Source organism: Phyllobacterium sp. A18/5-2 (assembly GCF_025452215.1).
In the GTDB taxonomy this organism is placed as follows: domain Bacteria; phylum Pseudomonadota; class Alphaproteobacteria; order Rhizobiales; family Rhizobiaceae; genus Phyllobacterium; species Phyllobacterium sophorae.
In genome coordinates this window covers 1000148-1024370 of the sequence record NZ_CP104967.1, presented here as the reverse complement: position 1 = coordinate 1024370, position 24223 = coordinate 1000148, and the positions used below count along the sequence as shown (strand labels likewise).

Annotated in this window: 13 protein-coding genes and 4 pseudogenes; 10 read left to right on the top strand and 7 right to left on the bottom strand. The window is 57.9% G+C overall.

Annotated features, from left to right (window positions below):
* Window positions 1-180 precede the first annotated feature (180 nt).
* The 6 genes and pseudogenes from N8E89_RS29525 to N8E89_RS23495 all read left to right on the top strand — a co-directional run.
* Window positions 181-384: pseudogene (locus N8E89_RS29525) on the top strand (hypothetical protein); the annotation flags it as partial.
* 22 nt (window positions 385-406) lie between these two features.
* Complete coding sequence (locus N8E89_RS23515; RefSeq protein ID WP_262262222.1) at window positions 407-2248, top strand: glycosyltransferase family protein; 1842 nt, start codon at window positions 407-409, stop codon at window positions 2246-2248.
* The gene (locus N8E89_RS23510; protein ID WP_262262221.1) at window positions 2248-3762 is read left to right on the top strand and encodes a DUF6212 domain-containing protein; all 1515 of its coding nucleotides are present in this window, start codon (window positions 2248-2250) and stop codon (window positions 3760-3762) included. The genes N8E89_RS23515 and N8E89_RS23510 overlap by 1 nt, the downstream gene beginning before the upstream one ends.
* A gap of 356 nt (window positions 3763-4118) precedes the next feature.
* Entirely contained in the window at window positions 4119-5852 is a 1734-nt protein-coding gene (locus tag N8E89_RS23505) for a calcium-binding protein (protein ID WP_262262220.1), read from the top strand.
* Between the two features lie 517 nt (window positions 5853-6369).
* Window positions 6370-7348 (top strand): annotated as a pseudogene (locus N8E89_RS23500) (L,D-transpeptidase family protein).
* Between the two features lie 1063 nt (window positions 7349-8411).
* Window positions 8412-9380, top strand: a complete 969-nt coding sequence (locus N8E89_RS23495) for a hypothetical protein (RefSeq protein ID WP_262262218.1) — start codon at window positions 8412-8414, stop codon at window positions 9378-9380.
* Between the two features lie 180 nt (window positions 9381-9560).
* On the opposite strand, the gene N8E89_RS23490 is transcribed toward N8E89_RS23495, so the two are convergent.
* Entirely contained in the window at window positions 9561-9770 is a 210-nt protein-coding gene (locus N8E89_RS23490; RefSeq protein ID WP_106666230.1) for a cold-shock protein, read from the bottom strand.
* An 887-nt stretch (window positions 9771-10657) separates the two neighbouring features.
* Here N8E89_RS23490 and N8E89_RS23485 point away from each other — a divergent pair.
* A complete protein-coding gene (locus N8E89_RS23485) occupies window positions 10658-10999 on the top strand; it encodes a PilZ domain-containing protein (RefSeq protein ID WP_262262216.1) in 342 nt (113 codons plus the stop codon).
* Window positions 11000-11378: 379 nt separating this feature from the next.
* Window positions 11379-11802 (top strand): annotated as a pseudogene (locus N8E89_RS23480) (VOC family protein).
* A 355-nt stretch (window positions 11803-12157) separates the two neighbouring features.
* On the opposite strand, the gene N8E89_RS23475 reads toward N8E89_RS23480, so the two are convergent.
* Window positions 12158-13156, bottom strand: coding sequence for a GSU2403 family nucleotidyltransferase fold protein (locus N8E89_RS23475; RefSeq protein WP_262262214.1), 999 nt, complete (start codon window positions 13154-13156; stop codon window positions 12158-12160).
* A 390-nt stretch (window positions 13157-13546) separates the two neighbouring features.
* Window positions 13547-15395, bottom strand: a pseudogene (locus tag N8E89_RS23470) (ABC transporter ATP-binding protein/permease).
* Window positions 15396-16254: 859 nt separating this feature from the next.
* Between N8E89_RS23470 and N8E89_RS23465 the strand changes: the two are divergent.
* Window positions 16255-17817, top strand: a complete 1563-nt coding sequence (locus N8E89_RS23465; RefSeq protein WP_262262213.1) for an FAD-dependent monooxygenase — start codon at window positions 16255-16257, stop codon at window positions 17815-17817.
* A 271-nt stretch (window positions 17818-18088) separates the two neighbouring features.
* On the opposite strand, the gene N8E89_RS23460 is transcribed toward N8E89_RS23465, so the two are convergent.
* Complete coding sequence (locus N8E89_RS23460; RefSeq protein ID WP_262263306.1) at window positions 18089-19627, bottom strand: cation:proton antiporter; 1539 nt, start codon at window positions 19625-19627, stop codon at window positions 18089-18091.
* 104 nt (window positions 19628-19731) lie between these two features.
* Here N8E89_RS23460 and N8E89_RS23455 point away from each other — a divergent pair, with 104 nt between their 5' ends.
* Window positions 19732-20955, top strand: a complete 1224-nt coding sequence (locus N8E89_RS23455; RefSeq protein WP_262262212.1) for a flavin monoamine oxidase family protein — start codon at window positions 19732-19734, stop codon at window positions 20953-20955.
* A gap of 261 nt (window positions 20956-21216) precedes the next feature.
* On the opposite strand, the gene N8E89_RS23450 is transcribed toward N8E89_RS23455, so the two are convergent.
* Genes N8E89_RS23450 through N8E89_RS23440 form a run of 3 tightly spaced genes read right to left on the bottom strand, consistent with a single transcriptional unit; the run spans window position 21217 to window position 23173 of the window.
* On the bottom strand, window positions 21217-22209 hold the full coding sequence (locus tag N8E89_RS23450) for a DUF3618 domain-containing protein (protein WP_262262210.1): 993 nt from the start codon (window positions 22207-22209) through the stop codon (window positions 21217-21219).
* Entirely contained in the window at window positions 22206-22625 is a 420-nt protein-coding gene (locus tag N8E89_RS23445) for a phage holin family protein (RefSeq protein ID WP_262262208.1), read from the bottom strand. Before N8E89_RS23445 ends, N8E89_RS23450 begins: the two co-directional genes overlap by 4 nt.
* Window positions 22625-23173: a nutrient deprivation-induced protein gene (locus N8E89_RS23440; protein ID WP_262262207.1), complete on the bottom strand. Its 549-nt coding sequence runs from the start codon at window positions 23171-23173 to the stop codon at window positions 22625-22627. The genes N8E89_RS23445 and N8E89_RS23440 overlap by 1 nt, the downstream gene beginning before the upstream one ends.
* Window positions 23174-24223 lie beyond the last annotated feature (1050 nt).

Genomic DNA, 24223 nt, shown 5'->3' with positions numbered 1-24223 from the left:
TAACGCGTTCACGGACATCGATCCTATTCACCAATCGCTGGCAACGCTTTGCGGGGGCCTGGCCGCTTAGCCACCTCGCGTCTGGCTTGACGGCTTGCAACGCACCTCTTAATTGATGGCCGGGAGACGGCGGGCGTCGCTCCTTTACCGCAGCGCGATTTGAAGGAAACGGGAGGGGGCGTGGGCACTAGGGTGGAAACGGAAGTGCGCGCTGTCATTCTTGTACCGGCCTATGGCCAGCCTTCGCTGACCGCCGAGGCGCTTCATACCGCCGTCACGCAACGGACTGAGTTCGCCTTCGCGGTCGTGGTCGTCAACGACGGTTGTCCCTCGCCGGAAACACACGACATCTGCCTCAACTTCTCGGCCGCCTACCCGGGCAAGGTGTTTTACCTGAAAAAGTCCAATGGGGGCCTCAGCGCGGCGCGAAATTCGGGCATCGAAGTTCGCTCTTCGTGCGTTTCCCGCGCTGGAAGCGGTCTATTTCCTGGATTGCGACAATCACATCGGTCCTCTCCTCTTGCAGCGCATGGTCGATGCGCTGCGTGCGTCGGATGCGACAGTTGGCTGGGCCTATGCCGATGTCGACAAGTTCGGATTTGCAAGTTTTCACGACACGTCCGGCGACTACTCGCCCTTGGAGCATCTGTTCCGCAGTTTCTGCGAGGCTGGTAGCGCGGTTTCGCGGCGCATGCTCGACGCTGGCATCCGCTTTGACGCGGCGATGCGCAAGGGCGTGGAGGATTGGGACTTCTGGCTGCAAGGGCTCGGCAAGGGATTTCGCGGCGTCCATGTACCAGACGCCGGCTTTCGCTATCGTCGTCGCGGCGAGAGTATGCTGGTCGAGGCGGAACGAGATTTCGCGCCGATCCTCGCCTATATCCGCGGCAAGCATTCCCGGCTCTACAACGTGAAGGCCGTGCTGAGCATGGAAATCGAGGCGCGGTCGCGGTACGCCATCTATCATCCCGATACTGGTCTTGTCCGATGCATGACTGCGGTCGGACAAGACCAGCTCATGACGCTCGACCACTATCTTGTCCGCCTGTTGCGGGCCGTCGAGCGACCCGGCTACGGTCTTTGCCCGGGCCACCTTTTCCTCATGGATCAAACACTCTACGATATTCTGGAACGATCGCACCTGCTCGCCGGCCTGCTCTGGAAGCTGGAATGTGCGGTAACAAGTGCAACGATTGCTGCTTGTTCGATCGTGATCCGCTCCTCAACCGCTTTGACGCTGAGCTGGACCTCGGTTGCGGCCAGCCGCCTGACGGCGCAGCACATCCCTTCCCCGCCAGAAACCGCTCAGATTGTGGCCATCGAGGCCGGCGCGCTGCTCGCGCATCATTTTCCGGACGGCGGGTTCGCCCATGGCAATCACTGGCACACCGTCAAGCCGCTCAGTGGTCGCTTCTTCAACCTGGCGCTCGGCTGTGCGCAGGAGATCGAAACGCCACGGCCAGCGGCCGAAGGCCTTAGTTCCTTGCGGCGCGCTCTGGACGAGGTGGCGACGCGCGAGAGCCGTGCGCTTTGGCGTGCCGCAAAACGTGACCGGTATCGGGCGCAGGCCGCTGTGCCGCGCGATTTCTATGGTGAGCTGTTCAACACCCCATCCGTTTTTCCCACCGCGACCGGACGATGCGTAGCGCTCGTTATCGACGAGGCTTCATCCGCGTCTGTCGCCCGCGCCGCGCAGCTCGGCGACGCCTTGCGAAAGGAGGGAAGTGTTCTGCATCTTGTGACGTTCGGGGAACGGTTTTCAGGCCAGTATAAGGATCTGGGCGCCTTTGCCGAGCTCGTGTCGCTGCCGCTAGCTTCCCTTTGCAGTCGCGTCGAGCCGGCACGCCAGGACTATCTCGGAGCGAGCCTCCCGCTCCTCGACTGGCGCGACAGACAGGCCGCCTTGGCGACACTTGCCGCGTATTCCCTCGTCGTTTCAGTTGAGAGTTCGGTGGTGCATCTGGTCGCAGGCGCCCTGCGGCAGCTCAAGGTCAGGACCTGGGCCTTTCTTGCCGAACACCAAGCCCGCTCTGCCGGCGATCTGGTTACGGCCTGCGCCGCCTTTGAGCAGGCCTACGACGCGATCTTTCCGGAAACACGGCAAATGCTGCAACTTTGCCGCGGCCTTGGAATTCCGCCTGGAAAGCTGAGGCTCTGGCCGGATGCCGAACGGGCATCCATCGCGACCCTAAAAGGCTCGGACACGACGGCCTGCGCGGTCGAACAGAATCGGAGTTTCTCTGCCTGATGCTGCGAGCCTCTGCTGAATTGCTGCCTGTCCTTTATAGCGGGCGCCCCAAAATCCTGGTGCTGAAACCACGGACCCCGTCCTGGAGCTTCGTCCCGCCAACCGATGCGTTGTGCTGGCTTGTGGCGGAAACGTCAAACGACACCGATTTCGTCCTGGTGAACAACGACGGCGCAGCCGAAATCGATTGGCACACGATCGAGCTGCCGCCCACCAATGTCTGGGCCGTCTGGAGTCCTGAAGGCGCGGTTCCGCTGGCCGGCCTGGCCAATTGGTGGTCAACCGTCGGCGACGTTGGGGCCGAGCCGATTTTCGTTCACGGCGATGAGGCGACGTTGAGCGCGGTGCTAATTGAACGTTCGCTAGCCGAGGTCGATCGCCTGACGCGGGCGAACCAACTGCTGATCGAAGACCTGGCAAGCCTGCGCGAAAGCTGGGCTCACAACGTCCGGCTGCCCCCAGAACTCGAAGAACTGCTGGCGAACCTTCGTGTCGCACCGCCTCGTCTCGTCTTCGAGACTCCCGCTGCCTACGGCGATACGGCTGTTCCGGTGACAGGGCCAGCGGACAGCATTTCGACGTCCGGTCTGCGCCAGCGCCTACCGATGGGGGCCCGTGGGCTCCTGGGCATAGATCTCCACTTGGCCGCTCCGGGCACGGGAGACGGTGTTGTCGAAGTGCAGCTGATCGCCCGGGAGGCAGACGCGGAATTGGCACGTTGGCGGATACCCTATCGCGAGATCAATGCAGGTTGGCTGCCCTTGCGTTTGCCGACGGCTTCGACCCTTACCTGGCGCGCTCTCGAACTTCGGATCCATGCCTCTGGCGGAGCGACGGCGCCCCGGCTTTCGTGCGCCCCGGCCGGTCTTCTCAAGGAATACGCCTTTTCAAGGCCCGACAGCGACACTGCGAACGGCAGGATGCTGGCACTCAGGCTCTGGGGCGGTATTCCTGGCGTAGGAACGGTTGCCAGTTCTGACGCCGCGCCTTTGCCGGCCAATCCGGTGCTAGCGATTCCCGAGCATGTAACCGCCGCAGTGCGATCGACAAGGGAGCTCACCTGGGCCTATCCCTATTTCGGCTACATCGATCGTGGCCGGGTGTTGCTGCGCCCCTTGCGGGTGACGCCGGCGTCGGCAGCCTGCATCAGCTTGCCGGCGGTATCGGGACTTGCTGCGGTGTCCTGCGAAGCGAAGATCGATGACGGTCTTTGTAAGACGCGGCTCCTGGTGCAACTCGTGGTTACCCGCTCCGGCCATGGCCCGGATGACGCGGAGCAGGACGTTGGCGTGCTCGCCTCGAGCGGATGGATCGAACTCGCCGAACCGCTCAAGCCCTACGCGCTGATCGCTCGCCTGCCAGAGCCGGAGTCGGGCTTGGTCGACGTCCATTTCTTCTCACGGCTGCCGCAAGGCGGAACGTTGGCGCACGGCCGCGTGGTCTTCGGCCGCTTCGAAGCCGAACTCAACGAACGCGCGGCCTGGAACCGGGAACCGGTCTTGCCGGAGCCTTGATAAGCTGCCTCGTCGAGACGCGCGCGAATTACCGCATTCTTCGCACTCCAGACGCAAGCTGAATCGATCAGCGCGCATAGCGATTTGGTTTGCCAGCGTCGGATAGCGATCGGCCTTCTCGAAGGTGTGGAACTTCCGGTTCATACGCGGTGCGAAGTGCTCGCCGGCCAGAGTAAATAACGCAAAAACATGCAGATTTGCCTTTCACTTATTTGAAAGATAGTGCTGCATATTGATTTGAGATTTGAAGTATAATTGAACTACATAAAATTAATAATGTGTAATCAATGTAATACTTGTATGGAACCGTTGTTTGCCTATAACTTCCTTTCAAAATCTCGGAAAGGATGAAGGCGATGGTAAAGATGGTCGGCACTGATGCTAACGACACCCTGTTCGGGACAGACGAAAACGACAATATCTGGGGCCTCGGCGCCAATGACACCCTGGACGGCGGGCTTGGGAACGATTTTCTCTATGGCGGGGCCGGTAACGACGTGCTGATGAGTTTCAGCGGCTATGACGAGCTCGATGGCGGCGATGGCGATGACCGGCTGGAACTCAACGCAACGGGTGGCGCGGCGCGGGGAGGTGACGGCATCGACACGCTGGTCATCAATCTTTCGGGGACGGGCAACCCAGTCACGTTTAACGGCATGAACCGCCACGCAACCTTCGCTGACCCGGTAGAGACCGCCAATCACATCTTCTACCGCGGCATTGAGCGGCTGGAGCTGACGACCGGTGGCGGCAACGACACCGTTGAGGGTGGCACGGGTGACGACGTTATCTCGACCGGAGACGGCGCGGACATCATCGGCGGCCAGTCATTGCCGAACACCTATAATGACATAAGTTTCCTGGGTGCTGATGTTATCGACGCCGGTGCGGGCAACGACACGATCATCGATCGGCTCGGGGCCAATCATCTTTCCGGCGGCAGTGGCGACGACAGCATCACGACAACACTTTCGTCTGCCGAACTCGATGGCGGCGACGGTGACGACATGCTGCGGCTTGAAGATACGGATCGGACCGATGATATCACGCTCGATGTGGTCAATGGCGTTGCATCGACCGATACGACCTTTCACAATTTCGAGCGGGTCTACGCACGGACCGGTAGCGGCAGTGATACTTTGCTCGGCGGCAGCAGTCGCGACAACCTCTTCGGCGGCAATGGCACCGACTACCTGTTTGGCGGCGAAAACAATGACTACCTCTATGGCGAAGGCGATGATGACCGCCTTGAGGGCGGTGACGGAGTCGACTCACTGAGTGGAGGTGCAGGCGATGACCACCTCTCTGGTGGCGACGGTATTGACTTCCTCGATGGCGATGAAGGCAATGACACGTTATTGGGCGGCGAAGGCAATGATCGGCTCGATAACCGCCACGGTGGCGCCGATATGCTCGACGGCGGCAATGGTGATGACCATTTCGCGGTCGTTAACGCCAATACGACGCAGATCACCACTGTCAGGGCCGGCGCCGGTGACGACTCGATCTTTGCCGCGCGGCTGACCGACATTGATGGCGGCGATGGCCACGATACGCTTCAGATCACCGTCTCCAATCCATCGGTTGCGATCAATGTTGACGCCGCGAGCGGATCAAGCTCGACGGGCCTGACCTTTGTCAATGTCGAAGATTTTCAGATAAACGTTTATGGTGAGCATGATGATACCCTGCGCGGCGCTGACGGTAACGACATTATCCGGGGAGGAAGTGGCGATGATCTTCTCGAGGGTCGCGGCGGCAATGACACCCTCGCCGGCCAAGAGGGAGCGGATCGACTGATCGGCGGTGCGGGCGCTGACACATTCCGCTGGACTGGATATGAGGTAGACGGCAGCAGCATAGGCATCGACCATATCGTCGACTTTGACACCCAAAGTGGCGACGTGATCGAGTTGGGGGGCTTCTATCCGGGCGACACCAGCATCTATAATTTTGCTTCCTTTGTCGCTGCCTCGCATGACACACAGGAGGGCGTCTATGTCGCCTTTCATGGTGAAATCGAAGGTATCCTCATCGAAGATGTTTCGCTTGCGGACTTATCTGCCGACGACATTGCTTTCACGTTGTGAGACTGCAGTTTCGGTGGCTGTGTTTACCGGTATTTGCCAAATGACGATGGACGGAGAAGACAATATGCAAAGATCGTCAATACGGGTTGTGACGATATGGACGATGTCCGAACCCGCGGCACCGCGGTTGCAGGTGAATTCGTCGCTTTCACACTTCCTGGGCCGGGCTCTCGAGATTTATCGTTCTATCCGCAGCCAAAACGATGGGCGCGATAATGCAGCGACTGCAATGTGTCGCTCGTCACCCCGTCGAAGATCGAAAAGCATTGCATCGCAATGATTGGCGAGGTTTGTTCGGGGCCAATACCCTCCTATGCTCGAGACGAACCATCGCCATGTCGAACTGCTGACACTGCCTCGACTGTCAAACTCAAACAACGGTGCCTGTCAATTTCGAAGGCGATGGATGAACCCTTTCTTTGAAATGCCGATTTTTACCGATTTTGATTGGTTCCTGAATTCTAACAGAAGAACAATTATTTTCGGAACATCTTCATCGCAAGTCCATTGAGCGGACATGAAAACATTTGTTGGACTGTCGACGTTCTTCCTTGTCGTTTCCGTCATCGCCGCTGAAGCCGCAGAGGTCAAACCCGACGCGATCAATTCTGCATCCCTGTCCACAATCCCGGCGGAGCGCGCTTCCAAACCATCAGCGGATCCCGATCCTGCGATCGTCCGCCTTCAGGTCCTCCTCGACCGCGCGGGAACATCGCCGGGGGTGATCGACGGCATTTATGGATCGAACGTGACCAAGGCGGTGGCCAGTTTCGAGAAGATGACGGGGATGCCCCCGGACGGCATCATCGACTCCGACGTAATCAGCAGGCTGGAGACGGGTGGCCCGATTATCGGCACCTACACGGTCACGGCTGACGACGCAAAAGGCCTCGTGGAAGATATTCCCGCAGACTACGGCGAAAAGGCGAAGATGCCCAGCTTGGGTTACACCAGCGCTCGCCGAAAAGCTTTCAGAGCGATTCCACATGCATATCGACCTGCTGACGGCGCTTAATCCAGGTTCGGATTTCGTCCCTGGGGAGACAGTCCAGGTAGCGATGCCGGGTCCCGCGCGCCAAGGAAAGGTGGCCCGCATCGAAGCCGACAAGGCGGCCGGGCAGGTCACGGCTTACGATAATCGCGATGTCATTCTCGCGGCGTATCCCGCGACAGTTGGCAGCCAGGACAATCCTTCTCCAAGGGGTAGGCACAAGGTGAAGGGCGCCGCGCGGATGCCCGTCTTCAGGTACAACCCAAAGGTCAACTTTAAGCAAGGAAAGAACGACAAGGTCCTCACCATCCCCAAGGGCCCCAATGGGCCGGTCGGCAGTGTCTGGATCGATCTAACCGAGCCAACCTACGGCATTCATGGAACGCCTGATCCCGAGCTTATCAACAAAGTCGGGTCGCATGGCTGCGTTCGTCTGACGAACTGGGACGCCGAGGAGCTGGCTGGAATGGTCAGGCCGGGCGTTGTCGTCCGCTTCGTCAACTAAAGATATCGGCCGCCTGTTCCGATCGCGTTCAAGCCCTTACGCAACTTGAACCGGGCATTCATTAAAATAGCTATTGAAAAACAATCGGCGGCCCTTGCAGTTATCGCTGTTCACATCATTGTCGATCCAGTGCTTGTTCGCACCAGGGAACAATAGAAATGAAACCGACATTTTTTCCGGCGTTGCCTTTGCGGCAATGCTTGCGTTCTGCAGTCTTGCCGACGCTGACGTTCTGATCGGAATAGGAGCGCCCTTTAGTGGCGAATACGGTGCATATGGGCTTCAGATTCAGAAGGGCGCCGAAGCGGCTGCCGCTGAAAACAACGCCGCCGGCGGTATCAACGGCGAGAAAAAATCTTGCTTACGGTGGGTGACGATGGCTTTGACCCCGCGCAAGGGAAGGCCGTGGCCAAGACGTTTGCTTCAAAATCGAACCATCCGAAAACGTTGTCGGTGATAACTCCTACGACAAAAAAGGCGACTCCACTCTCCCGGGCTATGTAATGTACAAATGGGAAAAGGCTGCAGATGGCTCATACAGCTACTTCCAGCAGTGAATGGATCACAGACACTTTGCTGGCGGGAAACGGCGCAGCCGCAGCTGAACGTTCAGAAAATGGCCGTCATCACCCACTCATTGCACGCCGCATCATTTGTCCAACGTACCAACGGCAGACGCAGATCCCTATTAACGCAGGTCCAAGACTGGTAAAATAGCCGTATGATTTCAATCGTTTATCGGGTGACACATTGGCCAGAACTCACAATCCGTGTTCGCTGCGGGCCGGCTGGATCAGGGGTCGCGGCCATGCACACTCAGAACCGCTGGGAAGATGGCGCCGCTGGCTGAAGAAGACTGAGGGACCGTACGTTTGTACAATTCGATTCCCCATCCTTTGAAAAGGCCGATAACGGAACATTTTGATTGGCACCTATTTGTCTACATTGAGACGAGGAACAAAATCAACAACACCTGTTTCTGCAAGAATTCATTATAATACAGATGAACATTTCCCGGTGGAGCGCGTTTCAATTCGTGTTGGTTAACTGAGGATCTGCGCCAATGAAAAGGCTCATAATTGCCGCCGCAACATGGGCGGTTCTTTGCGGCGCGGCCTATGCCGTTGACGACAAAATGCGCGCCGCTATTGAAGCGCTGAGCTTCGTCAAGGCGAACGCCTATGCAAAGGCCATCGACGCCTATTGCTTTGCCGACCATCCGTTTGCCAGTCAACCCCTTGCCGATGCCGCTTCGCGAGAGGCCGCGTTCCGGGAGGAAATCGGCCAAGGCGAGAAAGCTGTGGACATTATTGCGGATGCCAATCGATCCGCAGCAGAACATTTGAAAGTGGATCAATCGGCCTGTGTGCCAGCCGTGAGTTTCGTCGGCAGTATCGCAGCGACGATCGAGGCTGCGAAGCAGCACGTGGCAGCTATCGAGCAGAACCTCGCACAAGCAACGGCGGCACAAGAAAAGGCTGCGAACGCCGAACGGAGGTCCGCAACCTGCCGCGATCTGCAATCGCGCGCCGACGCCGCCGACCTTGATGGTTTGCTTTCCTCTCGGCTGCCGCTCCTTGGCTGCGCCGACGTGCTTGGCGTTGACAACATAGCCAAGGTCGATACACGGATCGCGAAGCTACGCGCCGATCAAAAGGCCGCCGATGAGGCAAAGCAAAAGCAAGCTGCCGAGGCGAAAGCGGCGCGGGCTGCCGCTGATGCCAAAAGAGCGGCCGACGTCGCGGCGAACATGGCAAAGCCTGCCGTTAAACCAGCGGTCAAGCCTGCTGCGGGGCCGGCCTTTGTCGGCAAATGGGATCAGCTCGACGGCAAGTGCACTGGCAGGCTTTGGGATTTGAACACGAAAATCTATGATGGGACACCGATCAGGAATATCGAGCGCAACGGCAATAATTACCGGGTCGAGCTGAGGGACGGCTATGCCTTCCAGCTGCGCAACGTGACGAGGACCACGCTGACTTTTTATTCGCCCGAAAGCGGCGACAGCTTCAGTTTGAAACGATGCAGATAAAGCAGCTTCGCAAAAGTGAGCGGATCCGATCCCATCAAACCAATGTTTCGATCGTGGCTTGGAACCAAGCACCAACAGCCGTTGGACCGCTTGCCGATAAAAAGGCCAGGCACGAGCCCAGCCTCTATTCCATATTTTATCGCAATGATGCCATCGCTGCGGCCATTCCCAAGGCCGCCGTTAAGCAGCGCTCAACTGATCCGCTGACAACTTGCCCGACTTTTTGTCGCGAACCAGCTCGTAGTTGATTTTCTGACCTTCAACGATTTCGCGCATACCTGCGCGCTCCACAGCAGAGATATGAACGAACGCATCGGTGCCCCCATCATCGGGCTGGATAAAACCAAACCCTTTTGTGGAATTAAACCATTTAACTGTACCAGTGGCCATCATGAACCTTCCTTATAGCAACACCAATTCGTCATCGTGCGTGCGCACGATGACGGCTTCTATCGAGTTTTGAACAAGACCTTCGTTGAAGCGTCTGCACGCGAAAAACAAAATTCAACGATCCAAAATTCAATGCCGCAATGATACAGTTCCTGGCTGAGCTATCAACTCGTTTCATGCATGAATGTTTCGGCGGGCAAAACCGGTTCGGATCAAAAAACAGTTGGTACCACCGTCAGGCAACCACCTTGCAGACAGATTCAGTTGCCTGAAACAGCTCAATGCACTGCATGCACCGTCGAAGTAAACATCCGCATGGAACCGGTGGGAGTCGTTGATGGTACCGTTGCAAGCGCGTTGACGTGCACCGAAAGCCGGTGAAGAATTTCGGCCACGTCAGCCTCGGCTGCCTCCCGCACATGGTAAGCCATGGGTTGGACGACAAGCCGCTGACGTCAACGCAAAGCCCCACCGGCTTGTGGCTTTGACCAGAGATCGATGATCCACAGCGCCATCATGTTCGCAGCCACAGCAGTGCCGACTGGTCGGTATCCGGTGAACCAAGGTGCAAACAGCCTTGCACGTATTGGCATCAAACTTCTCGGGGCGCGCATCTCCTCAGGACGTCTCGCGATGGCGCGCGGCAACGCCACAATTCGAAGTCTGCAGCAAGCCGACTTTCGAGGAAGACCAAGATCGTCCATCGATGTTGAAAACTGTTGCAGTTCCGCGCCCGCCGGGTTGATGTGATGGAGTAACTTCCGCCGCCCTCCTTTGCGATAACAAATTTGCAATTTTTTGCTGTTACAGACATCAGATCAATTTGACCTCAACAGATGCCCACTCGCCTCTGACCAGTCACCCACCATTGTTGGTCCCAGCTGTCCATGTCATCATCCGGAACGGATAACAAAACCGAAAAACGTCTCGAGGAGCGCAAGAGAACAAGGCTGCGCTCAGGTAAGCTGGTAACGCTGGGCGGTCAGTTTTTAACCGAATGCCATTTTCAAGATCTTGCCGGAGGTGGTGCTCGGATCAGGATTGTCGGCCACTGTGCCATTCCCAATCGCTTCTGGCTGTTTGACGATCAATATGCCGGTGCACTGATCACCGAAATCATCTGGCGCAAGGATGCGGAATTCGGAGTACGCTTCGTACAAGATTCCGGCGTCGTCCCATTGAGCGATACTGTTTTAAACACGCTTGCCGGCAAATATTACTCGCTTTGATGCTGGGAGAGCCAAGGTTCTGCAATTGTCACATTAAGTCGAATTCAAACAGCCGAGCGACACAACAGTTGCGGCAAAATATGCGTAAGGAATAGCTCAAGGCCCGAGAACCTTGATCATCGTGGGCGATGCGGCTGGCGTGGCGTTTGGACAAATTGATGGCGATGACCACATGCGCCGGTCATGCGCTTCAGACGCGAAAAGGAACCTTCAGAAACCTGGTTGACAATGGAAGACGCTGGTCGTGCGCGCGCTTCAAGAACTTCCACGGACAGCTATGTCCATCCTGTCACGACATTATCTCTGGATTGGCCGTTTCGTTCAAGACTTTACGGCTGAGGACAGTATTGTGGCTGTTGGACAAACCGAGGAGACTGTCATGAAGCCACGCATTTCCGTCTTGACAATTGGTGTCGCCAACCTTGAGCATTCTCTCGCATTTTATCGCGACGGCCTCGGGTTGCCGACCGAAGGGATTATCGGCCGCGAGTTCGAGCATGGCGCCGTCGCGTTCTTCACACTATCGGGTGGGTTGAAGCTCGCGATATGGGCTCAGAACGATATCGCCCATGATACCGGCCTGCCCAAGACGCCCGTCAGCTCGACCGCGTTCACCATCGGACACAACGTCGTTCGTCGTTGATGAGGTGCTGGATGAGGCCGCTCGCGCTGGAGCCGAGATCATCAAACCTGCCCAGGATACGTTCTATGGCGGGTATGCGGGATACTTCCGTGACCCAAACGGATATCTGTGGGAAATTGTCTGGAACCCCGCGAGCCTCCCGGCTGACGGCTTGGGATAAGCGGGTCGGCGGTGTCTTTGACTCCTGCAGCTCCATGTCCCGTTTGCCAAAATGCGTTTTCAGCGCTGGTACCACGGTCCGTGGCAAGGCACTTCCCACGTGGGCCACAGCCTCTGATCGACCGTAGCGCATCGGCAAGAAACTTTCCCGCCACCCATTTGCGCAAACCCCGCTCTGTCGCAACCTGCGATAACCTTCGTGTGAAGCCTTTAAGGCGCACGATGCACTCGTTGGCGCTGCGAAGCATTAACGGCTACGGTCCCGCCCTTTCGTCCTGAAACCTTGTTTTGTGCATCGGCCCAAACTGCCGGGATCATAGTAACTTGATCCTATCCACGAAATCCTGCCGAGCAATCTAGTGAACGTGAGCCGGGTCGTGACCAATATCTTGCATACCTTGTGTCAGACCTTCAAGTATTCGGGTTCGCAGATCGATATCATCGATCAAAGTCATCCCGCGCTCGATGAGCTCTTTCCATGTATCATTTCGGCTCCAGGCAGCTTCAAACGCTTCCGCTAGATCTGCCTGCCGTCCTACGCCTAACAGTGCCTGCATCATGACAAGGGCGCGCTTCCGGAAATATTCCCGGACAAGAATTCCATCGTCCGCGTCCGCTCGCGCTGACATCATCAGTTCATGAATGGCGTAGCGCTCTGGTCTGGGAACCCTTACCTCTATGCCGGAATTGTACAGCATCACAGCTTTCGCCGGGTCTTCGACAAGGTATGCTCCCAGCAGCGTCGGTGCTGCCAGTTCAATCCAAAATCCATCGTCATTTGCAAAACGAACGTCGCCTTGCCGCGCGGCAGAAAAGGACGCGGGGGCAAAGCTGCGGTCGGTCGATCTCAAGACGTCACGGATCGTGGCGATGTCCGCGGCCGCATGAACGCATAGGCAGATGCCGGTTTGCGTTCTCTCCCACGGGACCTGGGGCAGTTGCATGCCAAGACAGGCAGGAAAACACGCGTAAGCGTGCCGTTCAATCAGGAGGCAATCCCTCCTGAAAAGACCAGCCTGCGCCAGGCATCGGATAATTTTGCCCGCAAGCGGGTCGGGGGCTGGCAGATCGGCCTCCCGCGTCAGCATCCTTACCATCTTGCGCCGCGCGCTCGCGTCGTCCTTCAGCGCCCTGAATTGGGCGACGGTCTGGGTCGTCTCATCATCATCAGGCCCGACATATTTCCGAACTTTGCCGCCGCCGGCGCCCCGGTGGTCAAAATACCAGTATCGCCTGCCCTTCACTGCGACTGGTACAAACCTTCCTTCCACGTCAAACGCGCTCGTGGGTGCCGCAGCGACCCGTTGAGCAAGTTCGGCCAATATGGTGCGGAAAACGAAATCGATTTGCTTCATCGCGATACCACCTCACCTCGCACCGGTCGAGTTATACTTCACAAGTTATTTGTGGTATAACACGTTATTTTTCAGTATTATACGGTTTGGCTCTGGTTGAGAACGCAATCTTGCCCGCAGGCCTGCAAGACGAGAGGATCGACAGGGATTTGCTGGATTATTCTGGTGCGTAAAAAGCGTAAGGGGGCTGCGCGGGAGAGAAATAAAGCCGTTACTGAAAACGAATTTCATCAACGACATTCTCATCCGATCCGATGCCAGAGATCGTCGAACCAAGTGACGTGGGCATCACACATTTTTTCTCAGCAATCCAAATTGGCTTGCCAATTCCAAGGACCCTTCTCTTGTGCCGCCCTCGGCGAGGGTCAGGCCGACGGACCGGACATCGAATTATTCAGCTGCGACAAGCGGATGGATCACCTGCGGATGAGCCCTGTGAACGGTGGCGCGCCGCAGCCTGTTCAACTCTGTCCGGCCGCCTTTGATATCGAGAACACGGGAATAATAATCCTGTCCATCGGCTGACTTCGGCGGCTCCAACTCATGCATGACACTGATCACTGTCACGCCACGGCAGTGGTCTTTGATCGCTTGATGGAAAGCGATCTTGGATTCGGGATCCAGCGCACCGGTTGCCTCGTCCAAAAAGAGGATGCTGGGCTTGTGAAGTAGGATTCTGGCAAGCACGAGTTTCTGTTTCTGGCCGCCTGACAGGAGTAGGTCCCATGATGTTCCGTCGCGTTCCTCATGCGTGAGGTGTTCAATAAACTCGCCCATGCCGGCACGGTGCAGTGCGGCCGCAGCCGCTGCATCGCTGAAGGCGCAATCGTTCAAGGGCAGGCAAATGAGCTGCTTGAGCGTGACACCCGGAAGCTTCACCTCCTGGGCCGCATACATCGTGCGGGCGTTCTGCGGAAAAATGATCTCGCCCCTGCCGTAAGGCCAAAGACCGTTCATTGCCTTGAGCAGACTTGTCTTGCCGCAACCGGATTCTCCTCTGAGATAGATCCAGTCCCCTTTATGAAAATGCAGATGGTCGGCCAAGAGAAAGCTCTGCGCATCGTCCGACCTGTGCATAAGTTCAAATTTCTTCAGCGTGAGCCCGAAAAGTTCATGCTGGGTGCTGAATGTGAACGCGCTGATGCCGCTCGTTGCGTAGTAATCAGCAGGAACAGAGACCGCGTCCACGGCTGCAGCAAGCTCAGTGACGCGCCGCGCGTTGGCCTTCAGGTTGGCGATGGCAGGCATCACCTGAATGAACCATGAGCATTCGTTGATCATCGAACCGACAAGTTCAGCCCCGGTAATGTAACTTTTGAGGCTGATGGTGTTGCCCATGTAAGGCAGGAGGCCCGGAAGATAGGCCACGATCCGTGCGGCAAAAAAGTTGTACACTGCCGTGAACGACATGTAGGCGGCGTCAAAGAGGTTCAGCCTTGCCCACGTTCCGTCGACACCCGAGTAAAGACGGGCATTGACCCTTTTTCTGCACACCTTCGCCTTCTGAGGCGGCAACCTGAAAGCTGCGGCGAAGAAATGTGGTCAGTTCACTGCGGTATGTTCCCTCGGTCTGCTGCATCTGGAGTGTCAGTTTCTCCAGCACTCTGCCAATACGCATGGCGGCCCAGGTGCTCAGCGGCACATAAAACGCGATGGCGACGAAAGCCAACACCGCGCTGGCGTATGCCCCCAAAAACTCAAGGCCGGCGACCTGCGTAGACATCTCGATCAGTTTCTGCCCGACGAAGATGACGGACATCACCACCCCGAGTACCCCCATGGCGAGACCGATGGCACCGCCGGTCATGCCCTTGATCGATTCCTGTACGCGCTGATCGATATTGTCGGGCATTGCCGCGCGATCACCCTGCTGCAAATGGTAGTGCGCATGGTTTGCGTCGAGGAGCGCATCGTTGAACCTGGCGTTTAACCACCCCCTCCACTTACGATGAAGCGTGGTTGAAAGCAGATGGCGGAATCCGACGAACCCGGCTTCCTTCACCACCATTAACAGGACCAGGATTCCGGCATTGGTCAGAATAATGCCAAGAGGGTTTTGGTTGAAGGGATCGTGGACAGTGACGAGAGAGTTAAGCAATTCGCCGGAAGCTTCCGCCATCCAGACACTGGCTTTGCTTGAGGCCGCGGTGAGCAAGGCGATTGCAGCTGTAAGAGCCCATGCTTCAGCCCATCGGTCCGAGAACCAGTAAGCCCGCATGAGTCCCCAGAAGGTCTTCATCGAAGCGATGGAGATGGCGCCCGATATGCCCCGCGGGCGGTTTTTTCCCCGCTGACGTCTCTGCTTGACTGGTAAGCCCCCGATCATAGTCATCACCTATTTAGTAACACAATATAACGCATTGCAACAATGCGTGGTTAATAAACAGTGAATTTCCGGGATTTTTGAGCCATCAGCGAAAGTGGACGCGACCTCATAAAGTGATCGTATCATTTAACTCTTGGCGCTATCGCATTGATGTCAAATGCTCTTTTATAACCCTGCACAGGGGTTGCAGCAGCCGCCGCCCGTGATCGTCTGCGCACAAAAACAAAACGCGCCCTTTTGAGAGCGCGTTCGAGATAGGCTTCGGCCAGTCGTCTTCTGTATTCTTTTTATCGGCCTCCCTGTGTGCAGTCCTAAGCCCATTCGAACTCATCTTACATCGAATTACGAGCTTAGTTCCCCTTCTGCCCTTTCGCTCACCAACGCATTTTTTTCAGCTTTTGTTCTTGTTTTTGAACGCGTTAACTTGCGGCTACATGGATAGACTAGTACCGGTACCGTTACGTCGGCGTGACTCAAACGATCCTTTTGGCGCATTTTTGTGCGGTCGGTGAAATTAATTGGCTCCAGCGCAAACGGGCCAGACAAGAGCGGAAGCCGGGCGAAAAAACCGACGGGCCGAAGCGAATCAGTTTGATCTTGCCGTCTGCCTGAAATCTGGCACCGTAGCACACGTCAAAGGCGCGGTGGCCTTAGCCACCGCGGCCCTTCCCAACACCAAAGAAGCACAGGTATTAACCAAATTGCATGCCCCAAGCCCTTTGTCATTCAATCGAAAGCTTGGATCACCATCGCCGTTTTGATGGAGGATGAGATGGAGCGCAGCGATGTCCTGATTGTCGGCGCTGGTCCGACGGGCCTGGTGCTTGCCCTGTGGCTAACCAAACAAGGCGTGAAGGTTCGCATCATAGACAAGACCGATGAACCGCGAACGACGTCACGTGCGCTCGCCGTCCAGGCGCGAACGCTCGAGCTTTATCGCCAAGTCGGCCTGACCGAGGAGATTTTGGAAAGAGGCCACAAGGTGGCTGGCATTAATCTGTGGGTCCAAGGCAAAAAGGCAACGCGCGTTCCTCTCGAAACCCTCGCCGAAGGACTGACCCCTTATGGTCCCTTCATCTACCCGCAGGATCAGCACGAGCGCCTGCTCATCACCCGTCTGGAGGCGCTCGAGGTGCGGGTCGAGCGACGGACTGAGCTTAAACGCTTCACCGACGCGGGGGATCACGTCATGGCAACGCTATGTCGACCGGATGGTAACGAGGCGTGCGAAACGGGTTATCTCGCCGGCTGTGACGGCGCCCGCTCTATCGTCAGGCAGACACTGGGGACTGGCTTTCCTGGCGGCACCTACCAACAGGTGTTTTACGTCGCCGACGTCGATGCCACGGGTCCCGCTTTGGACGGCGAATTGCATGTTGACCTCGATGAGGCAGATTTTCTCGCGGTCTTCCCGTTGAAGGGCCAAGGCCGCGCGCGGCTGATCGGGACTGTCCGCGACGAGCGGGCGGCGCACGCCGAAAACCTCAAGTTCGAAGACGTCCGTGACCGCGCTATCGAGCACATGAAAGTGCAGATCCGCAAGGTCAACTGGTTCTCGACCTATCACGTCCACCACCGTGTCACCGCGCATTTCCGCAAGGGCCGCATCTTCCTCCTCGGCGACGCCGCGCACATTCACAGTCCAGCCGGCGGCCAAGGCATGAACACGGGCATTGGCGACGCCATCAACCTGGCGTGGAAGTTGAAGGCCGTTTTGGCGGGGCAAGCGTCAACTGCCCTTTTGGATACTTACGAAACGGAGCGCCGGGCCTTTGCCCAAAAGCTTGTGGCGACCACCGACAAAGGTTTCACACTCGCGACTGCGCAAGGACGGGCGGCCGACTTCATTCGCACGCGCATTGTCCCCCTGGTCGTTCCCACGCTCTTCAAATTCGCGGCAGCGCGCCACTATATGTTCAGTGCTGTGTCGCAGCTCGTCATCGCCTACCACGACAGCGCCCTCAGCCAAGGCAAGGCTGGAGATGTCAGCGGCGGCGATCGCCTTCCATGGGCACCGAGCGCCGACAATTTCGCGACATTGCACTCGATCGGCTGGCAAGTGCATGTTTATGGTCAATCCAGCCAGGGGCTGCGCGACTGGTGCAACCGTCATGGACTTCCGCTCCATACTTTCCCTTGGCAGAAGGCATATCTGGGAACGGGACTCGCCCGCAGCGCCATGTATTTGCTGCGGCCCGACACCTATGTCGCGCTGGCGGCCAACCAGCAGGATCCGGAGGCGCTCCGATGTTACTTCGCAGATCGTGGACTCTCGATAAAGCATTTTGCTCAGTCGGCTTCCATCCTTGATGGGAAACAGGAGGATCGCGGTTGATGCTGTGGACATCTGCTTCGCTGGTATCGCGATGTGGCTTGAACCACGAGCATAGCGTTTCGATGAGGCCCACTGGTCGCTGCCAAGCCCGGAAAATGTGGCCGCAGCGACCGCGCATCTGTCGTTCGAGGGCGCGCAACCAGGACCTCGCGAACGTTCCGCTTTTACTTCGCAAAGCAGTGTGGACCTGGTTTTATCGAGGCGGTTGCCGACCAGAACCACCTCGACGTTGTGGCCGGACAGGTCCGTCCCGACCGCATCACGCCGCGCCCTAACTTTCAGTAATCCGCCGATCTTCGTCGGAAGCGGCCGCAAGTTGCTTCCAGTCCAGGTCCTCCTGGAGTTCGAGATATTGGCCAGGACCGATCTGGTCGGCATCACGCAGCTCTTCAAGGCGTTGGCGTTGCGCCAGCACTGCGGCGACTGACAGGCTGCGGCGGCGATCAAGCGGCGATGGCTGCATAGGATCACTCCCGTCGCGAAGCGCCCGGTAAGCCTGGCGGATGGCTTCAGCCTCGGCGCCCTCCTCCTTATCAAGCCGACAAAGCGCGGCCTCGGCCAGCGACCTTCGCGCCGCCTCAAGCTCTTGGCGCGCCTCGGCCCCTCGACCGAGCTTGAAGTATCGGATCATGGGCGCCAGAGTGGCACCCTGGATAACCAATGTCGCCAGCACAACGGCGAAGGCCGTCAAGACAACCAGGTCCCGTTCGGGAAAGTTTGCCGGTAAAGCGAACGCTGTGGCCAGCGTGACAAGCCCGCGCATTCCGGCCCATCCGACAAGCAAGGTTTCGCCCGGTGCGAAGGGTGCCAGGTCATGGCCGCGTCGATGGCGATGGACCACGATAGCGTGAAACAGGAACGCAATCATCAGACGGGCCGCAATAACGCCGGCAACGACAATCGCGGCAAAGCCAACCGCTCGCTGCAGTTCGGCGGCCGACATCGCCTCGACGATGCGGCGAGCCTGCAATCCCATTAACAGGAACGCCACGACGTTCAACAAAAACACGACCGTCGTCCATACCGCAAACGAATGCACCCGCATGCGCGGTGAATCACCGACCGAGGCAAGCGTGGCGATCGTCATCGCACTCGCCACCGTCGCCAGTACGGCCGAAAGATGCAATCGCTCCGCAATCAGCCATGTCGCAAACGCGTAGACGAACTGAAGCAGGGTGCCGCCGACTGTGTTTTCGGTTACCGGCCGCAGCCGCGAGACCAGAAATCCGAAGGCGATACCGAACACAATCCCTCCGGGTGCCGCGGACGCCAGTTGAAGCACCGTCCCGGTATCGAACCCGCCCCGCGCCTGAACGGTCAGCGCGGCACTAAACAGCAGCAGCGCAGTCGCGTCGTTAAACAGGCTTTCACCCTTGAGCAAGGCATCCACACGACGGGCGACCGGCAAATTGGACAGGACCGCCGTGGCCGCGGCGGCATCGGGCGGCGCAACGATTGCGCCCAACGTGATCGCCGCCGCGATTGGTAGCCCGACGGTCAGCGTGCTGATCGAGACGACCACGCCGGTCGTGACCAGCACAGCCATCACAGCGTAAAAGAACAGCGGCAGGAGCATGCGCCGCGCCGCGGCTAACGGGAAATCGTAGGCCGAGTCGACGAGGACGGGCGCGATGAACAGCGCCAGTGCGGTGGGCGGATCGATCGGGATGCTGGGCGCGCCGGGCAGCATCGCCACCGCCACGCCTGCGGCGGCAAGGATGCCGGGGTAAGGCAGGTGCATGCGACGCGTCACCTGCAAGAGCAAGATGGCGACCGCAAGCAACGCAACGAGTGTTTCGAAGAAAGTCATCATCACATAGTAGCAGCCTTTCGCGCGCGTTGAAGCGGGAGCGATTCCCCTATAAAAATTATCGCGTGACGGGTAATGAAGCGCTTCACGGCGCAGGGGCGACGATGAATTACGAGATTGCGATTGTCGGCGCAGGGGCTGCTGGAATTGCTGCGGCACGCGCACTGGCTGCCGCCGGCCGGGCCGTTATTGTGCTTGAAGCCAGCGACCGCGTAGGCGGCCGCGCTTGCACCATCGAACTGGGCGGAATCCCCCTCGATATGGGTTGTGGCTGGCTACATTCGGCAGAGCGCAATCCCCTCATAGCCGTGGGCCGCGCGAGTGGGTTTACGATCGCGCGCGGACCGACGGCATGGCAAATGCAATGGCATGATCTCGGCTTCGCATCCGAAGATCAGACCGCAGCAGCGGCGGCGTGGAATGCGCTTGCAAGTCGGATGAGAAATAATCCCCCCGCGAGTGACCGGGCAGCCGACGCATTGCCGCCGAACGGCGAATGGAACGCCTATTGCCAGTCGCTAAGCGGATACATGAACGGCGCCCCACTTGATCGGCTATCGATCACCGATTTCCTTGCTTACGACGATGCGGCAAGCGACGGCAACTGGCGGGTGCGCGAAGGCTATGGCAAGCTTATCGCGGCGAGCGTTCCCGATGTGACGCTGAGGCTGTCTTGTCCTGTGCGCCGCATCGCGCTGACCAATCGCGGCGTCCGCTTGGACACCGACCGCGGCCCGGTCGCCGCCCGCACAGCAGTCATCACAGCATCGACAAATGTGCTTGCTGCCGGCGCGATCGCGTTCGACACGGATGCCGACGATCACATCCATGCATCGAGCCAGTTGCCGCTTGGCCTTGCTGACAAGCTCTTCTTCGAACTGCATGGCAACCACGGGCTGGAGGCCGAAACCCACCTTCTCGGCAATCCCCGCAAGAGCGATACCGGCAGCTATTATATTCGCCCGCTCGGCCGACCGGTGGTTGAGGGATTCTTCGGCGGGACCGGCGCCGAGGTGATTGAGCGCGCCGGATTGCTGGATGCGTTCGCCTTTGCCTTGGATGAGTTGGCCGCGCTGTTGGGCGGTAATATCCGTCGCCATCTGCGCCCGCTCGCGGCCTCTTCCTGGTGTCGCACCGACTGGATAGGCGGCTCCTACAGCCATGCGCTGCCAGGACAAGCGGGCGCCCGCCAGATTTTAGCACGGCCGATTCGCGATCGACTGTTCTTCGCGGGAGAGGCGACACACAATTCAGACTTTTCCACCGCGCATGGGGCCTGGGAAAGCGGGCTACGGGCCGCCGAACAGGTGGCAGAGCGACTGGCCTGAAAAATTCCGCTTGTCCCGGCCGATCGTCATTCCGCCGGGTACCTTGGCGCCCAATGTTGGTGTTGGACAATTAAGGCACCTGGGGTCGCGCGGTCAGATCACCGGGAGGCCGAAGCTGTGAGCGTCTAGCCGGGCTTTCTACGTCGTCTGCGCGAACATTGCAGTTGCCTCACGATGGCCTACACCAATGTATACATTCGGCGCTCGTTCGGAGTCGAAATTCTCCCTCACATTTCAAAGCGCGGCTATCCGACCCGATCTCTACGATTGACCAGCTTTGCCGGAATCCTTGATCCGATCGATGGCGGCATCGTAAACATCATCTACAACATCGACGGTCTGTTCATAAAGGTCAGACGCTGCGGCTTTGCCCTTGTCGATAATTTCTTCCGCCTTTTCGGAAGCACTGTCTCTCAGGTTTTGCGCTGCTTCTCCGACGGCGGCATCCTCTGCCGCTGTGTGAGGCAGGGCCGCCCCAATTGCAGCACCGACTGCAAAGGCAAGCGCACCCCCAACCAGGGGTTGGTCGCGAAAGTGCGTGAGGATCGTTTCGTTAAGCCTTTTTGTCTGGTCCCGTATCGCGGCTCCCGCAGAAGCGGAGGTGTCTCCAACAGACCGGGCCTGGCTGCTTACACGGTCCGCCACTCCAGCCGCCGCATCGCTGACCTGCTGAAACGTGTCAGATAGCCAGTCCGATGCATCATCCCATATCGCACCCGCTTGGTCTTTGATGGCTTCAATGCGGTTGCCAGCGGCATCGGCAAATCCCCGATAGGATTTGCCGCTGTCGTCCAGGAACGGGCCTGCACGTTTGCCCGCATGATTGGTCAAGGCTCTGAAACGGTTGCCGGCACTGTCGGCAAAGTGCATGTATTGTGCGTCCCCCTCATCCAGTGCGGGACCCATCCACCGGATGTCTCCCTCGACTGTCGCCAGAGGATGCTCAGGCAGTTTGTCGAATGAACTGATCGATTTGCTTTCGTCAACTCGGCCAGTACTCGTCCCCGCCATGAGCCAAGCCAAACTTACTCCCATCAGTGCGACAGGTATTGGATCGTTCTTAACCGCGTTACCAAGGTTGGCGACGTACGCGCCTCCCCCACTGCTCTTCAGGTACCCGAGCACTTCGTCGATTAACTGGCCTGGGGACATCCGTTCCTGAATGACGTCTATACTCTCTCCAATCCGTCGACGGTCATCCTCAATATCGCGTTGAATTTCGGCTGCGCTTTGTCTTTCAGAAGAGGATGTCATGACGTTTTCTCCTTCACCACTTCGGCGTCGCGGCCAATGGAGGCTGTAGTGCGCTCGAATGTCCAATTGTTTGCCCGAAGCGCAGTTATCCCCTTGGAAATCATGACCCAGGCGATAATACCCACCAAGAGAGCGACTATAAGGGCCGATAGGCCATTTCCTGCAGATTGAGTGAATCCCTGCGATATCAAGAACGCAGCCAGCCCGGCTACCAGGGCACTCAACAGCACGCCGAGCGCACCTATCGCGAAAACCAGGCCGATGGCTAACAACTCAATACCACCAAGAGCCCGCGATAAACTTTCTGAAGCTTCGGTCTTGGCAAGTTCAAGCTCCTTGCGAACCAATCCCGTCACATCGGTAAGCAGACCCCCGATCAACTCGGGGAGTGGTTTGTTTTGATTAAAATCGGACATCAGCGTTGTCCTTCCCTTTGCGTGTTGGAGCCGCCTTGCGTCGAGCCCGGACTCGAAGCGGCAGGAGCGCGCCTATGAGCGGATGCTGTAAGGACCCGACTGGCCACCAATCCGGCCAATGCAGCGAGGCCAAGAAATGCCAGCGGCTGCTTGCGGCCAAAGTCTTCGGCCATACCCGCAACATCGCTGAGCTTACGGTCCTCGACATCTTTGGCGAACGATTGGATTGTGGAACCCAGCTCCTTCGCGTACTTCCCTATGGCCGCATCATCGGCTCCCTGCATTTCGGAACCCACCTTTTCCAAGACAGAGCCTATCGAGCCCGCATAACGGGCGGCGATATTCTTTTGCTTCGATGCAATTTTTTCAGCCTTGTCAGCTGCATCACGCACCTGTGCCTTCGCCTTTTCTTTTACCGTTCCAACGTCGTCAGCCGCTTTGCGCTTGAGCTCCTCAAAGCTCGTCTTTGTTTCAATGGTCCCGGACAGCGCGGTGGGGTGATCTGCCGTGGGGCTGGATTTAGACGGATTTTTCGAATGGTCCTGCATGTGTGGTCTCCCAATTTCTCGCCAACGCTCTGCGTTGAAGGACGAGGTCTATTGGGTGGCGAACCACGGCAATCCCCTCAAGTTCCCCGCCGAAATTATTTTTTTGCTCAGGTGCTGCCGTCTAGGGAGATTTGGCGGGACCGAGCCCCCCGAGGGAAGCGTGCTGGGATGCGATCGGCATCCTTTCCTCAGGATCGAACCGCGTTGGGTTCAGCGACTTGTAAGGAGGTCGAAATCAGTGTCGAGCACCACGTCATAGGTGTGCCGCGAGCGATATTATGGCGGGGACATACGGCCGAATGCTGGGTCCTTCAATCGACCCCGGACTGCCGCGAGCGCCGAGCGCGAGCTTTACCCTCATGCGTGGTATAGGCCATGTCTATATAATCGGTCTCCGACATGTCCGAGGGATAAAGTTATACATTTGAGCGTCACTGGCCTCGCGCCCGGGGCGCTACCTGGCTTCATGCGCATGTATGGAAACGTCACATTGTATTTGGGTTTCCCAAGTCTAATCATACGTCATTGGCTCGGAATGGGGGATAAGCATCAATGCGAGACAACTCAAACGACAATAGTGACCGGCCAACAAAAGACTGGTCTTTGCTGGTCTACGGCGTTGTGTTTTTTACAGGCGTGGCTATCGCTTTTGGTATCGGGTGGTTATTCCGTTGACACGCAATAGCCCGGCCCACCGAACGTGATGCCGCGCCGGAGGGAGGATCAACCGGACCGTTGTGCGCCGCCCGCGCGCCCCGCCCGGCAGCAGGGCGCCCCCCGATGCGATGGATATGTCATCGGCGATTGACGTTGAAAGCTGAGGCCGCAAAGCGGACTACCTGTTGCACAACGGCTCAAACTGACGCCGCGTTCATCGAAGATGCTCTCGTCTTGCGAGCCGCGCCCGCTGCACTCGGCCGTGCGGCACCGCGCTACTTTTAAAAGGCAACGCTAAAATAGATAGGCGATTTCATTGGGGTGCTATAAAATCGCGCCAGACGCGCTGTGATCGCCCGAACCGAAAGCGCATCGGTTTATCGTTATGTTGGC